This is a genomic window from Streptomyces sp. NPDC001617 (genome assembly GCF_053596855.1).
Genome location: NZ_JBSFHA010000043.1, coordinates 16,531 through 30,793, shown reverse-complemented (window position 1 = coordinate 30,793; position 14,263 = coordinate 16,531). Strand labels below are relative to the sequence as shown.

The 14,263-nt window shown below is 70.0% G+C and carries 12 protein-coding genes; 8 read left to right on the top strand and 4 right to left on the bottom strand.

The annotated features are described in order from the left end of the window. The first annotated feature begins 65 nt into the window (after positions 1-65). A complete protein-coding gene (locus ACWC09_RS28940; protein WP_450853844.1) occupies positions 66-866 on the top strand; it encodes an HAD family hydrolase in 801 nt (266 codons plus the stop codon). Positions 867-1,109: 243 nt separating this feature from the next. Here ACWC09_RS28940 and glnA read toward each other — a convergent pair whose 3' ends face one another. After that, the gene (glnA, locus tag ACWC09_RS28935) at positions 1,110-2,471 is read right to left on the bottom strand and encodes a type I glutamate--ammonia ligase (protein WP_450853842.1); all 1,362 of its coding nucleotides are present in this window, start codon (positions 2,469-2,471) and stop codon (positions 1,110-1,112) included. Between the two features lie 303 nt (positions 2,472-2,774). Between glnA and ACWC09_RS28930 the strand changes: the two genes are divergently transcribed. From ACWC09_RS28930 to ACWC09_RS28900, 7 genes are all read left to right on the top strand, one after another. Continuing rightward, positions 2,775-3,446, top strand: coding sequence for a DUF3105 domain-containing protein (locus ACWC09_RS28930; RefSeq protein ID WP_450853841.1), 672 nt, complete (start codon positions 2,775-2,777; stop codon positions 3,444-3,446). A 1-nt stretch (position 3,447) separates the two neighbouring features. Then, positions 3,448-4,080 (top strand): DUF305 domain-containing protein, encoded by a 633-nt coding sequence (locus ACWC09_RS28925; protein ID WP_450853839.1) that lies wholly within the window; start codon positions 3,448-3,450, stop codon positions 4,078-4,080. Between the two features lie 222 nt (positions 4,081-4,302). Continuing rightward, the gene (locus ACWC09_RS28920; protein ID WP_450853838.1) at positions 4,303-6,240 is read left to right on the top strand and encodes a S53 family peptidase; all 1,938 of its coding nucleotides are present in this window, start codon (positions 4,303-4,305) and stop codon (positions 6,238-6,240) included. Between the two features lie 79 nt (positions 6,241-6,319). Further along, entirely contained in the window at positions 6,320-6,715 is a 396-nt protein-coding gene (locus tag ACWC09_RS28915; protein WP_450853836.1) for a DUF6153 family protein, read from the top strand. Positions 6,716-6,844: 129 nt separating this feature from the next. Further along, positions 6,845-8,467: a multicopper oxidase family protein gene (locus tag ACWC09_RS28910; RefSeq protein ID WP_450853834.1), complete on the top strand. Its 1,623-nt coding sequence runs from the start codon at positions 6,845-6,847 to the stop codon at positions 8,465-8,467. Positions 8,468-8,546: 79 nt separating this feature from the next. Then, on the top strand, positions 8,547-10,583 hold the full coding sequence (locus ACWC09_RS28905) for an NAD(+) synthase (protein ID WP_450853832.1): 2,037 nt from the start codon (positions 8,547-8,549) through the stop codon (positions 10,581-10,583). Between the two features lie 84 nt (positions 10,584-10,667). Continuing rightward, complete coding sequence (locus ACWC09_RS28900) at positions 10,668-10,871, top strand: SpoIIE family protein phosphatase (RefSeq protein WP_450853896.1); 204 nt, start codon at positions 10,668-10,670, stop codon at positions 10,869-10,871. A 141-nt stretch (positions 10,872-11,012) separates the two neighbouring features. Here ACWC09_RS28900 and ACWC09_RS28895 read toward each other — a convergent pair whose 3' ends face one another. The 3 genes from ACWC09_RS28895 to ACWC09_RS28885 all read right to left on the bottom strand — a co-directional run bounded on the left by ACWC09_RS28895 (position 11,013) and on the right by ACWC09_RS28885 (position 14,218). Further along, positions 11,013-12,239: an MFS transporter gene (locus tag ACWC09_RS28895; protein WP_450853830.1), complete on the bottom strand. Its 1,227-nt coding sequence runs from the start codon at positions 12,237-12,239 to the stop codon at positions 11,013-11,015. A gap of 112 nt (positions 12,240-12,351) precedes the next feature. Then, positions 12,352-13,320 carry an endonuclease/exonuclease/phosphatase family protein gene (locus ACWC09_RS28890; protein ID WP_450853895.1) on the bottom strand — a complete coding sequence of 323 codons (969 nt, stop codon included), beginning with the start codon at positions 13,318-13,320 and terminating at the stop codon, positions 12,352-12,354. 265 nt (positions 13,321-13,585) lie between these two features. After that, complete coding sequence (locus ACWC09_RS28885; protein WP_450853828.1) at positions 13,586-14,218, bottom strand: TetR/AcrR family transcriptional regulator; 633 nt, start codon at positions 14,216-14,218, stop codon at positions 13,586-13,588. Positions 14,219-14,263: the final 45 nt, after the last annotated feature.

The following is a 14,263-nucleotide window of genomic DNA, read 5'->3' as shown; positions in this document are numbered from 1 at the left end:
TGAATGTCCGGCCGTTCCCCGGGCGGTCGCGACTCGAAGGCGTCCACAGTGGGGAGGCACTTCTCATGCCTGTGATCTTCTTCGACATCGGGGCGACCCTCGCGGAACCCCGACAGCACCCCGACGGTTCCCTGACGCTCCGTCCCCTGCCGCGTGCCCTGGCCGTGCTCGACGACCTCGGCCGGCTGCGCGAGGGCATCATCTCCAACCCCGGGACCCACGAGGGTGACGCCGAACGGGCGGCGGCCGCGCTGCACGAGGCGTTCCCGGGCCGGTTCACCGACGAGGCCCTCGTGCACTGGGGCGCGAAGGACAGCCGCGCGATCTTCGACCGGGCCGTCGCGAGCGCCGGGGGAAGCGCCGACGACTGTGTCTTCGTGGGCGAGGACGCCCGCGAGCGCGCGTTCGCGCGGGAGGCGGGGATGCGTACGGCGGCGCACCCGGTATTCACCCGGGCCGCTACGGAGGACCGTCCCGTGCTCCGGGCACGGATCGAGTCGCCCGACGGCCCGGACGGTACGGAGCTGGATACGGCTGTGAACGCCACCGAGGCCGTCGTCGTGGAGGTCGTCTCCGAGCGGCTCGCGCTCGCCATGGTGACCGCGCGCGGCGCCGAGGCGCTGGAGCGGGCCGGGTTCATGGTGGATCCGCGGGGGCCGGTGGACACCACCCGCGACGATGTACCGGCTGCCCAGGGACCGGGCGGGGACGCCGAGCGGATCGCGGCCGAGAAGTTCGCCGACGACCTGCTGGCGCGCGGCGAGGCGGTGTTCGAGGGCGAGGAGCCGACGCCCCGTACGACACACGTCGTCAAACGCGAGGACGACGGCCGGCTGACCGCCCGTCGTCTGCACTTCCTCGGCTGACGCCGAGGTCCTTCCGGTGGGTCGCAGGACGGCGTGTCGTCGTAGAAGGTCTTGAGGTCTCGGCGCCCGGTCCGCGCTGTCGGGCTGCCCGTGCGGATTGCCGTTCCCCAGCTCGACCCCCAGCCCTTCCCCGCCGCCGTCGCGGAGTTGCCCGAAGCAGCCGGGCCCGAAGCCGCAGAACCAGCGACGGCCCCCAGAGCACACGGGGGCCGTCGGAGTCGACTCGGTACAGGGCGGCTGTGCCTACAGCACCGGCAGGTTCTTGCGCAGCTCGAACGCGGTCACCTCGGAGCGGTACTCCTCCCACTCCTGCCGCTTGTTGCGCAGGAAGAAATCGAAGACGTGCTCGCCCAGGGTCTCGGCGACCAGGTCGCTCCGCTCCATCAGGGTCAGGGCCTCGCCCAGGTTCTGGGGCAGCGGCTCGATGCCCATCGCGCGGCGCTCGGCGTCCGAGAGGGCCCAGACGTCGTCCTCGGCGCCCGGCGGGAGTTCGTAGCCCTCCTCGATACCCTTCAGGCCTGCGGCGAGCAACACCGCGTACGCCAGGTACGGGTTCGCGCCGGAGTCCAGGGAGCGGACCTCGACCCGCGCCGAGCCCGTCTTGCCGGGCTTGTACATCGGGACGCGGACCAGCGCGCTGCGGTTGTTGTGGCCCCAGCAGATGTACGAGGGGGCCTCGCCGCCGGCGCCGGCCGTGCGCTCCGAGCCGCCCCAGATGCGCTTGTAGGAGTTGACCCACTGGTTGGTCACCGCGGAGATCTCCGCCGCGTGCCGCAGCAGACCCGCGATGAAGGAGCGGCCGACCTTGGAGAGCTGGTACTCCGAGCCGGACTCGTAGAAGGCGTTGCGGTCGCCCTCGAAGAGAGAAAGGTGCGTGTGCATACCGGAGCCGGGGTGCTCGGAGAACGGCTTCGGCATGAAGGTCGCCTGCACGCCCTGCTCCAGCGCCACCTGCTTCATGACCAGGCGGAAGGTCATGATGTTGTCGGCCGTGGAGAGCGCGTCCGCGTAACGGAGGTCGATCTCCTGCTGGCCCGGGGCGCCCTCGTGGTGGGAGAACTCGACCGAGATACCCATCGACTCCAGCATGGTGATCGCCTGGCGGCGGAAGTCCATGCCGATGTTCTGCGGGGTGTGGTCGAAGTAGCCGGAGTTGTCGGCGGGCGTCGGGCGGCTGCCGTCCAGCGGGCGGTCCTTCAGCAGGAAGAACTCGATCTCCGGGTGGGTGTAGAAGGTGAAACCCAGGTCGGAGCCGCGGGTCAGGGCGCGCTTGAGCACGTAGCGCGGGTCGGCGAAGGACGGGGAGCCGTCCGGCATGAGGATGTCGCAGAACATGCGGGCGGTGCCGGGGGCCTCCGCGCGCCAGGGCAGGACCTGGAAGGTCGACGGGTCCGGCTTGGCGATCATGTCGGACTCGTAGACCCGGGCGAAGCCCTCGATGGCCGAGCCGTCGAAGCCGATGCCCTCGTCGAACGCCTGTTCAAGCTCGGCCGGGGCCACGGCGACGGACTTGAGGAAGCCCAGCACGTCCGTGAACCACAGGCGTACGAACCGGATGTCGCGCTCCTCCAACGTCCGGAGCACGAACTCCTGCTGCTTGTCCATCTTCCGCTTCCCCATCCTTGCTGGTCAGGCCGCCTGTCTCCCTGTCCCACAGGAGGCGGTCGGGCACCTGAGCATCACACCACAACAGCATTTCATGCGCGTTGCGGACCATGATCGGCCGTCCGACTCCGGTCTGAACGCCTCACCAACGGCAGGTGTACTGCTCACCGCCCATCTTGCCTGCTCGGACCGACATCCGTAATGGGAGGTCCGACAGAAGGACATACGGGACTCCATTCCGTCCGGCAGTCCTACTAGGATCAGCGGGCCCAGCAGTCCCTTTCCCCCCAGAAGGACACCCCGATGGCCTCCGGCAACAAGACCAGCAACGCGGCGCGCAAGGCGCGGATAGAAGAGATGCGGCGTGCCGAGCAGGCCCGTGAGCGGCGCAACCGGATCCTGGTGATCGCCGCAAGCGTGGTCGCCGTGGCCGCGCTGGTGGCCGGCGGTGTCTTCGTCGTGAAGTCGCAGGACGACAAGAAGGACGACACGGCGAGCGACTCGAAGAGCTCAGGTGACTCCGGTCACTGGTCCACGGGCAAGGACGGCGTGCGGACCTGGACGGGCAAGCTGTCCCGCACCCATGTCGAGGGCACCGTGAAGTACCCGATGCACCCCCCGGTCGGCGGCAACCACAACCCGGTCTGGCTCAACTGCAACGGCAACGTGTACACCAAGGCCGTCAAGGACGAGAACGCGGTGCACGCGCTGGAGCACGGGGCCGTGTGGGTGACGTACACGGACAAGGCGTCGAAGTCCGACGTGGACACGCTCGCGGCGAAGGTGAAGCAGACGCCGTACTCGCTGATGAGCCCGTACACGAACCAGACCTCGCCGATCGTGCTGTCGGCCTGGGGGCATCAGCTGGGCGTGAAGAGCGCCGCCGACCCGAAGGTGGCCAAGTTCTTCGAGACGTATGTGCAGGGCGACCAGACCCCCGAGCCGGGCGCCTCCTGCACCGGCGGGACGATGTGACGTGAAGAAGCACATCGGCTGGGTCGCCGGGGCCGCGGCGGCGGCGCTCGTCGCGGCCGGCGCGGTCACCTACGCGGTCGCGGAGGACGACGGCGGCTCCGGCACGAAGACGCCGACCGCCGACTCCGCGGACGCCGGGTTCGCCCGGGACATGGCGGTGCATCACCAGCAGGCCGTCGAGATGTCGTACATCGTGCGGGACCGTACGAAGAACGAAGAGGTACGGCGCCTTGCATACGACATCGCGCAGACGCAGGCCAACCAGCGCGGCATGCTGCTGGGTTGGCTGGACCTGTGGGGGCTTCCGAAGGTGTCGGCCGACCCGCCGATGACCTGGATGGGCATGGGTGACATGGCGTCCGGCAAGGACGGCGCGCTGATGCCGGGCATGGCGACCAACACCGAGCTGAAGAAGCTGGGGACCCTCAGCGGCAAGCAGGCCGAGGTCCTCTACCTCCAGCTCATGACGGACCATCACAAGGGCGGTATCCACATGGCCGAGGGCTGTGTCGCCAAGTGCACGGTCGGGGTGGAGAAGCGGCTCGCGCAGGGGATGGTCGACGCTCAGCAGTCTGAAATCCAACTGATGGCGGGGATGTTGAAGGAGCGGGGAGCGAAAGCGCGTTCTCAATAGGCCTCGTAACGCCGCCGTAAGAACGAAAGCCTCAAATCGCCCCACCTGACGGTTCCTTGGGTTTCTCTTGGTTTCCGGTTTCCCCTGGCATGAACGGTTCATCGCAAGAGTGGCCACCATCGCTTGATCCAGTGCCCGCGCCTCCGCCGCGGAGCGGGTTGTCTACGCGGATCACGACGACGACCGACCACACATGCGAAGAACCGCATCGCAGGGGGTTCTATGAGATCCAACCGCGCCAGACTGCGTGCCACGAGCATGGCGGCAACTCTGCCCATGCTCGCCGGCGCGCTGGCGCTCGGCATACCCGCGGCGCACGCCGCGGACAACCCGGGCCGGGACGCCCTCACGGGCACCAAGCCCGCGTGGGCCACGGCCAAGGCGGACAAGGGCGACGCCTCGAACGGCGCCCAGGTCAAGCTCCGGGTCTACCTCGCCGGCAAGGACGCCGACGGCCTCGCCCGCTACGCGAAGGCCGTGTCCGACCCGAGCTCACCGGCATACGGCAAGTACCTGAGCGCCAAGCAGGCAGCGGCCCGCTACGGCGCGACCAAGGCCCAGGTGGCCGCGGTCAAGTCGTGGCTGAAGTCCAACGGACTGAAGGTCACCGGTGTCACGCAGCACTACGTCTCCGTCACCGGTGACGTGGCCGCCGCCGAGAAGGCGTTCGGCACCCAGCTGCACAACTACACCAAGGGCTCGAAGACCTACCGGGCGCCGTCGAAGACGGCCTCGGCCCCGGACAGCCTCAAGGGCGCCGTCCTGACCGTCACCGGCCTGGACAACGCGCCCCACAAGGCGAGCCACGACGACACGCTCCCGCCGCCGGAGACCGTGTTCCGCAACTCCGGGCCGTTCTCCTCGTACTACGGCTCGAACATCGCGAGCACGCTGCCGGACGCGTACGGCACGAAGATCCCGTACGCCGTCCAGGGCTACACCGGCAAGCAGCTGCGCGCGGCCTACGGTGCGGGCACGTACACCGGCAAGGGCGTCCGGGTCGCCATCACGGACGCGTACGCCTCGCCGTACATCGCCTTCGACGCACAGACGTACGCGTCGAAGCACGGTGACGCGGCCTGGAAGACCAGCCAGCTGCACCAGGTGCTGCCGAAGAAGTACACGAACACCACGGACTGCTCCGCCGCCGGCTGGTACGGCGAGGAGACCCTGGACGTCGAGGCCGTGCACGCGGTCGCGCCGTCCGCGGACGTGACGTACGTGGGCGCCGCGTCCTGCATGGACGACGACCTGCTGGACTCGCTCAGCAAGGTGGTCGACAACCACCTCGCCGACATCGTGTCCAACTCGTGGGGCGACATCGAGGCCAACCAGACCCCGGACCTCGCCGCCGCCTACGACCAGGTCTTCCAGTTCGGCGCGGTCGAGGGCATCGGCTTCTACTTCTCCTCCGGTGACAACGGCGACGAGGTCGCCAACACCGGTACGAAGCAGGTCGACACCCCGGCCAACTCGGCCTGGGTGACGGCGGTCGGCGGTACCTCGCTGGCGGTCGGCAAGAGCGACACGTACCAGTGGGAGACCGGCTGGGGCACCAAGAAGGCTCTGCTGTCCGCGGACGGCAAGAGCTGGACCAACTTCCCCGGCGCGTTCACCTCGGGTGCAGGCGGCGGCACCAGCAAGACGGTCGCCGAGCCCTACTACCAGAAGGGTGTCGTCCCGAACGCGCTCGCCACGGCCAACAGCGCCACCGGCAACCGCGTCGTTCCGGACATCTCGGCGATCGCCGACCCGAACACCGGCTTCAAGGTCGGCCAGACGCAGACCCTGCCGGACGGGACGCTGGGCTACGACGAGTACCGCATCGGTGGCACCTCGCTCGCCGCTCCGGTGATCGCGGCCGTCCAGGCCCTGGCCCAGGAGGCCCGGGGCGGCAAGGCCATCGGCTTCGCCAACCCGGAGATCTACGCCCGGTACGGCAAGGGCGTGTACCACGACGTCACGGACAAGCCCACGGGCAAGGACCTGGCGGTGGCACGCGTCGACTTCGCCAACGGCTACGACGCCACCGGCGGTCTGCTCACCTCGGTGCGCAGCCTCGGCAAGGACAGCTCGCTGTCCGCGGTGAAGGGCTACGACGACGTCACCGGCGTGGGCTCGCCCGCGAACGGCTACGTGGAGTCGTACCGGAAGCACTGAGGTCCCTGCGGTAGCCGTGCGCCCGTTCCCTTCCGGGGAGCGGGCGCACGCGCATACCCGGCGGGGGTAGGGTGCAGACATGGCCCGGTCGAGGAGAGAGACGCACGGACGGCTGCTGCTGTTCGCCGTGCTGCTCCTCGGCGTCGTGACCATGCACACGCTGGGGCACCCCTCGGAGGTGGACGGCGGGACGCCGTCGCCGGTCGCGGTGCATCAGCAGGTGGGACAGGCGCACGAGATGAGCGCCGACTCCCGTTCGGCCGACTCCCATTCGATGGACGGAATGAACCCGGCCTCGGTGTGTCTGGCCGTCCTGGGCGTCTTCACGCTGGGACTGCTGCTCGCGGCCGCACTCGGCGGCGGTGCGGCGACTGCCGTACGCCCGGCCCCCCTCTCCCGTCTCCTGCGGGCCCTGTGGCCCAACCCTCCCCCGCCGAGACTTCTCCTCTCCCGTCTGTCGGTGCTGCGCATCTAGGCCTGCGCACCGGCTGCTTCGGCCTGCCCGGCTCCGGGTGGGAACCTCCGCGCCTCGAGCGGTGTACCAGAAGCAGCAGATGCGTCCAGGCCATTCACCAGCACCACTCAGACGAGGTGTCAGCACGTCATGCGTAATCCCACGCGCCGCTCCGTACTCGGCGCATCCATCGCCGTCGCCGGGACGGGCATCCTGGCCGCCTGCTCGGGCTCTTCGGGCTCGACCGCAAGCACCCCCGCCCCCAAGGGCTATGTCGACCCGGCCGGCGAGCAAGTCGCCGCCGCCGAGAAGAAACGCGCCGCGAGCGGAAGCGGCACCGTCCGCAAGATCCGCCTCACCGCCGCCAAGACCCCACTGGACCTCGGCGAGCGCACGGTCAGGTCCTGGTCGTACGGCGGAGCGCTGCCCGGCAAGGAGATCCGCGTCACCGCGGGCGACACCCTCGCCGTGACGTTGGCCAACCACCTTCCGGCCCCGACGACCCTGCACTGGCACGGCATCGCCCTGCGCAACGACATGGACGGCGTCCCGGACCTCACCCAGGGCTCCATCAGGCCGGGCGCCGAGTTCACGTACCGCTTCACGGTCCCGCACCCGGGCACCTACTGGTTCCACCCGCACTCGGGCGTCCAGCAGGACCGCGGGCTGTACGCCCCGCTGATCGTCGAGGACCCCAAGGAACCGCTGTCCTACGACAAGGAGTGGGTGGTCGTCCTGGACGACTGGGTCGACGGGGTGGACGGATCGACGCCGGACGCCGTGCTCGCCGAGCTGCGCCAGGGCATGGGCGGCATGGGGATGGGTGGGGGCATGGACATGGGTGACTCCGGGTCCACCGCCGACTCCGGCTCCGGGCACGGCATGTCGAACATGTCCATGGGCGGTCCGGCGTCGTCGTCGCCCTCCCCCTCCGGTGGCCCCTCCCGCATGCTGATGGGCGCCACCAGCGACCTGCTGGGCGGCGACGCCGGCGATGTGGCCTACCCGTACTACCTGGTCAACGGGCGTACGGCGACGGCTCCTTCGGCCTTCCGGGCCCGCCCCGGGGACCGTATCCGTATCCGGTTCGTCAACGCGGGCGGCGACACGGCCTTCCGGGTGGCCCTCGGCGGCCACCGGATGACGGTGACGCACACGGACGGCTTCCCGGTGCGGCACGCGACGACGGACACGCTGCTGATCGGCATGGGCGAGCGGTACGACGTGCTGGTGACGGCCGGCGACGGAGTCTTCCCGCTCACCGCGCTGGCCGAGGGCAAGAAGGCGGCCACGATGGCGCTTCTGCGCACCGGCGGCGGTACGGCGCCCACCGCCTCCGTGCGCCCGAAGGAACTCGACGGCAGACTCCTGACCGCGGACAAGCTCACGGCGGATGCCACCGTGGCACTCGCGCGGAAGGAACCCGACCGCACGGTCAAGCTCCGGCTGACCGGCGGGATGATGCACTACGACTGGGCGTTCGACAGGAAGCCGTACACCGCCACGCAGCGGCACGCCGTGCGCGCCGGAGAGCGGGTGCGGCTGGAGTTCGAGAACTCGACGACCATGTGGCACCCGCTCCATCTGCACGGGCACACCTTCTCCCTGGCCAATGCGGCGGGCGGGCCGCGCAAGGACACGGCGCTGGTCATGCCGAACGGCACGCTCACGGTCGACTTCGACGCCGACAATCCGGGCCTGTGGATGATCCACTGCCACAACGTCTACCACGCGGAGGCGGGGATGATGACGGTGCTGGGTTACCGCAGCTGAGGGGGCGTGAGGTGCGGGGCATGGGAGCGTCCAGACCCCGCACCACCCATCGTGTCGGACTGACGATTACACTGAGCGGGTGCCTGCCTTGAACTTCTGGTCGATCTATCAGCACGGCTTCGCGCGCGTCGCCGCGTGTACGGGTCACACCGTCATCGCCGACCCGCATGCCAACGCCGAAGCGGTCCTGCGCCACGCACGCCGGTGCGCCGAGGAGGGGGTGGCCGTCGCCGTCTTCCCGGAGCTGGTGCTGTGCGGCTACTCGATCGAGGACCTGCTGCTGCAGGACGCCCTGCTCGACCAGGTCGAGGAGGCGCTCGGGGAGGTGGTGGCCGGATCGGCGGACCTGCTGCCGGTCCTGGTCGTCGGCGCCCCGCTGCGCCATCGCCACCGGATCTACAACTGCGCGGTGATCGTGCACCGCGGCCGGGTACTCGGTGTCGTACCGAAGTCGTACCCGCCGAACTACCGGGAGTTCTACGAGCGTCGGCAGATCGCCGACGGCGCCGACGAGCGCGGCGGTTCGATCCGGGTCGGCGGTGAGGCGGTCCCCTTCGGCGTGGATCTGCTGTTCGCGGCCGAGGACGTCCCCGGGCTGGTGCTGCACGCGGAGATCTGCGAGGACATGTGGGTGCCGGTGCCGCCCAGCGCGGAGGCCGCCCTCGCCGGTGCGACCCTCCTCGTCAACCTCTCCGGCAGCCCGATCACGGTCGGGCGGGCCGAGGACCGCAAGCTGCTGTGCCGCTCGGCGTCCGCCCGCTGCCTCGCCGCGTACGTCTACGCGGCGGCCGGCCTCGGTGAGTCGACCACCGACCTGTCCTGGGACGGACAGGCCATGGTCTTCGAGAACGGTGTACTGCTGGCCGAGACCGAGCGGTTCCCGCTGGGCGACGAGCACGCGGTGGCCGACGTGGATCTCGATCTGCTGCGGCAGGAGCGGCAGCGGATGGGCACGTTCGACGAGAACCGCCGTACGCACCGGGCGCGGACCGGTGACTTCCGGACGGTCGGGTTCGAGCTGGATCCACCGCTCACCGATCTGGGCCTGCGCCGTCGCCTGGAGCGCTTCCCGTTCGTGCCGGCCGACGCCGAGCGGCTCGCGCAGGACTGCTACGAGGCGTACAACATCCAGGTCGCGGGGCTTCAGCAGCGGCTGGCCTCGATCGGCGGGCCGAAGGTGGTCATCGGGGTGTCCGGCGGCCTCGACTCCACGCACGCGCTGATCGTCGCCGCGCGCGCGATGGACCGCGCCGGGCGACCGCGCAGCGACATCCTGGCCTGGACGCTACCCGGGTTCGCCACCAGCGACCACACCAAGGACAACGCCCATGCGCTGATGCGGGCGCTGGGGGTCACCGCGGCGGAGCTGGACATCACGCCGACGGCGCGGCTGATGCTGAAGGAGATGGGGCATCCGTTCGCGTCCGGCGAGCCGGTGTACGACGTCACCTTCGAGAACGTGCAGGCGGGCCTGCGCACCGACTATCTGTTCCGGCTCGCCAACCAGCGCGGCGGCATCGTGCTCGGCACGGGTGACCTGTCGGAGCTGGCGCTCGGCTGGTCGACGTACGGCGTGGGCGACCAGATGAGCCACTACAACGTCAACTCCGGTGTGCCCAAGACGCTGATCCAGCACCTCATCCGCTGGGTCATCAGCAGCGGGCAGTTCGACGAGGAGACCGGGAAGATCCTCGCCGCGATCCTCGACACCGAGATCAGTCCGGAGCTGGTGCCGGGCGAGGAGATGCAGTCGACGGAGTCGAAGATCGGGCCGTACGCGCTGCACGACTTCACGCTGTTCCAGGTGCTGCGGTACGGGTTCCGGCCGTCGAAGATCGCGTTCCTGGCGTGGCACGCGTGGCACGACGCGGAGGGGGGCGCCTGGCCGCCGGGGTTCCCGGAGGCCAAGCGGGTGGCGTACGACCTTCCGGAGATCCGGCGGTGGCTGGAGGTGTTCTGCCGTCGCTTCTTCGCGTTCGCGCAGTTCAAGCGGTCGGCGATGCCGAACGGGCCGAAGGTGTCGGCGGGGGGTTCGCTGTCGCCGCGGGGTGACTGGCGGGCGCCCTCGGACAGTTCGGCGACGGCCTGGCTGCGGGATCTTGCCCGCTTCGACTAGCCAGGGTCCGGCACTTTCGCGCAGGGGAGAAGAGAGAGCAGTCGTCGAGGCGGAGGACGCGCGTGCGTCGGTGGGCCGGCGCGCCTGCTCGCTCTCTACACCGACGGGCTGGTCGAGTCCCGCGAGCAGGACATCGACGACGGGATCGCGCGTCTGTGCAGTGCCCTCGCCGGCGCCACGACATCCCTGGACGATCTTTGCGACACCGTGCTCGCCACCCTGCCACCGGAGCACCCCGCCGACGGGCTCACTGATCAGGAACGGTACGCGCCACTCCAGCACCGGTAAGACCATCTGGGCAGAGCTGGCCCTGGGCTCGTCCGAGTCCCCGTAACCGCACGCTCGGGTGTGGTGCCCGCAGCGCAGGGCGCAGCCGTCCTCGAAGCCGGACCGGTTGAGCATGCCGGCCCGGCCTTCAGGCAGTGAGCCTCAGTGGTGGAACGCCTCCGACCGCTGCGGCCTGTGGGACGCCACCACCCGTTCCCGGCCGGCCTGTGTCCGCGGAACCGTCCGCCGACGGTCCACCGCGTACGCGACGCCCGCAACGCCCAGCCCCAGCACCGCCAGCATCGCCCCCGCGAGCGCCGGTGACGTCACCCCGAACCCGGCCGCCAGGGCGAGCCCGCCGATCCACGCTCCCCCGGCGTTGGCCAGGTTGAAGGCCGCCTGGTTGGCCGAGGACGCCAGGGACGGGGCCGCCGACGCCTTCTCCATGACCATCAGCTGGAGGGGCGAGCCGGTGATGAAGGCCGCCGCGCCGAGCAGGATCACCGCCAGGGCCGCGCTCCACGCCGAGGACATGAACAGCGGGAACAGAGCCAGTACGGCGCCCAGCGCCACCAGCCCCCCGAACAGCGTCCCCCGCAGCGAGTGGTCCGCCAGACGGCCGCCCACCAGGTTGCCGATCGTCGCGCCGACGCCGAACAGGGCCAGCAGCAGCGTGACGCTCGCGTCGGCGTAGCCCGCCGCGTCCGTCAGCATCGGCGTGATGTAGCTGTAGGCCGCGAAGAGGGCGCCGAAGCCCGCGACCGTGGTGCCGAGGGCCAGCCAGACGGGAAGCGACCGAAGGGCCGACAGCTCACGGCGCAGGCCCACCGCAGGTGCCTGCGCGTGGTCGTGCGGGATCAACAGCGCCAGCGCCGCAATCGCCGCCAGGCCGATCGCGCTGACGCCCAGGAAGGTGGCCCGCCAGCCCAGGTGCTGCCCCATGAGCGTGGCGACCGGCACGCCCACGATGTTGGCGACCGTCAGGCCCAGGAACATCAGCGAGACGGAACGCGCCTTGCGCTCCGGCGCGACCATGTTCGTGGCGACGACCGCGCCGACGCCGAAGAAGGCGCCGTGCGGCAGGCCGCTGAGGAAGCGGGCGGCCAGCAACGAGTCATTGCCGGGGGCGAACGCCGACAGCGCGTTGCCGACGACGAACAGCGCCATCAGGCCGATCAGGACCGTGCGCCGGGACATCCGCGCGGTCAGTGCGGCGAGCAGCGGGGCGCCGATCACCACACCCAGCGCGTACGCCGAGACCAGGTGACCGGCGGCGGGGAGCGAGATGTGCAGGTCGTTCGCGACGTCGGGGAGGAGTCCCATCATCACGAATTCGGTGGTTCCTATACCGAATGCGCCGACGGCCAGAGCGAGCAGGGCCAGGGGCATGGAGGGGCCTGTTCCTTTCGGAGCGCAGTTGTCCGCGCATAGAGGGGTGCGTGTTCCAGGATTGTATGTTCATTCGCGGAACAAACCCGCTCGGGCCCCGTATTCCAGCGGGTTACGAGGTGGTGTCGAGGTTCACACGGGCGGCCACCGGGAGGTGGTCGCTGCCGGTCGCGGGCAGGGTCCACGAGCTCACCGGCTCGATGCCCTGGACCATGATCTGGTCGATCCGCGCCATCGGGAACGAGGCCGGCCAGCTGAAGCCGAAGCCGTTGCCCGCCGCGCCCTGGGTGGAGCGCATCTGGGAGGTGATGGCGTTGAGCGAGCGGTCGTTCATGGTGCCGTTCAGGTCGCCGAGCAGCACCTTCCGTTTCAGCGGCTCGTCGGCGATGGCCTCGCCCAGCGCGTCGGCGCTGGTGTCGCGCTGCCGGGCCGTGAACCCGGCCTCCAGCTTCACCCGGACCGACGGCATATGAGCGACGTAGAACGCGACCCGGCCCTCCGGGGTGGTCACCGTGGCGCGCATGGCGCGGGTCCAGCCGAGCTTGATGTCCACGGCCTTGACGCCGGTCATCGGGTACTTGCTCCACAGGCCGACCGTGCCCTGCACCGAGTGGTACGTGTACGTCGACGCCAGGGCCCGCTCGTACACCGGGACGGCCGTGGCGGTGAGCTCCTCCAGGGCCACCACGTCCGCGCCGGACGCGGCCACGTCACGGGCGGTGCCGGACGGGTCGGGGTTGTCGGCGTTGACGTTGTGCGTGGCGACGGTGAGGTCGCCTCCGGTGCCGGTCTTGTCGCTGAGCAGGCCGCCGAAGAGGTTGAGCCAGACGGAGACCGGGAGGATCAGGGCGATGAGCGCCGTGGCCGACTTCCGCACCAGCGCGAGCAGCAGCAGGAGCGGGACCAGCAGGCCCAGCCAGGGCAGGAAGGTCTCGGTGAGACTGCCCAGGTTGCCGATCCTGTTCGGCACGCGCGCGTGCAGCAGCAGCACGAGCGCGAGGACGGTCGAGAGGGCGGCCAGGACGATGCCGCGGCGCCAGACTCTGGGGTCGCCGCGCCAGCCGGAGAGGAGGCGGTTCATCAGGCGCCGGAAGCGGTCTCCCCGGCGCTCGGGTCCCGAGCCTCCGTTGTCCGTCTCCGTCATGTACGCCTGCTGCGCCATACCGCGTCGCCTCACTGCCTGCCGTGCATCCCGTCCGTCCCCCGAGACAAAACCCTAGGGGATGATCGGCTCCGTTCCTGCCGTCCTCGACGGCCGTACAGGCAGTGGGACGTACGAGCCGGGGCGAGGAGTTCCGATGACCGGCGCGGAAAGCGCGCTCTGTGACGCAACGCGCACATGCGGGTTACGCGGTCGGCGAACTGACGGGCCGTAGCCCTTCCAGGAGTGTGTCGACGATCTGTTCGGACAGCCCCTCGGGCAGGTCGGCTTCGGGGCGCATGACGGTGCGCAGCAGCATCGGGCCGACGAACATGTCGTTCATCAACTCGACGTCGACGTCCGCGCGCAGCTCACCGCCCGCCTGACCGCGGCGCAGGATCTCCACCTGCAGCCTGCGCCGCGGTTCGACGACGTTCGCGTGGTACGCGGCCCAGACCTTCGGGCTGCTCTTCATCTGGGCGAAGACGTTGTGCAGCAGGGCCGATGTGCGGGCCATCACGCCGCGTTGACGCAACTGCTCCAGGATTGCCACGAGGTCGTCGCGCATCGAGGTCCCGGGCAGCTCCGGGCCCAGGGGCTCCGCGTTGCGTACGACGTCGACGAAGAGCTCCTCCTTGCCGCTCCAGCGCCGGTAGATGGTGGCTTTGCCGACGCCCGCGGTACGGGCGATGCGCTCGATGGAGAGTTCGGCCAGCGGCACACCCTCCTCCAGGAGCTTCATCACGCCCTCCACGATGGCGCGTTCCACCTCCTCGCTGCGGGGGCGGCCCCTGACCGGGGCCCGCTCGGGAGCGGCTTGGCTGTCGGCGGGGCTCACTTCAGTCCATCCCTTCGCTCTCCTGCGCACATTCTCCTACGGCGC

Bases quoted from the DNA above. Each gene is read 5' to 3' on its own strand.
- ACWC09_RS28940 (WP_450853844.1), top strand. From the start codon at position 66: ATGCCTGTGATCTTCTTCGACATCGGGGCGACCCTCGCGGAACCCCGA.
- glnA (WP_450853842.1), bottom strand. From the start codon at position 2,471: ATGGACAAGCAGCAGGAGTTCGTGCTCCGGACGTTGGAGGAGCGCGAC.
- ACWC09_RS28930 (WP_450853841.1), top strand. From the start codon at position 2,775: ATGGCCTCCGGCAACAAGACCAGCAACGCGGCGCGCAAGGCGCGGATA.
- ACWC09_RS28920 (WP_450853838.1), top strand. From the start codon at position 4,303: ATGAGATCCAACCGCGCCAGACTGCGTGCCACGAGCATGGCGGCAACT.
- ACWC09_RS28915 (WP_450853836.1), top strand. From the start codon at position 6,320: ATGGCCCGGTCGAGGAGAGAGACGCACGGACGGCTGCTGCTGTTCGCC.
- ACWC09_RS28910 (WP_450853834.1), top strand. From the start codon at position 6,845: ATGCGTAATCCCACGCGCCGCTCCGTACTCGGCGCATCCATCGCCGTC.
- ACWC09_RS28895 (WP_450853830.1), bottom strand. From the start codon at position 12,239: ATGCCCCTGGCCCTGCTCGCTCTGGCCGTCGGCGCATTCGGTATAGGA.
- ACWC09_RS28890 (WP_450853895.1), bottom strand. From the start codon at position 13,320: ATGAACCGCCTCCTCTCCGGCTGGCGCGGCGACCCCAGAGTCTGGCGC.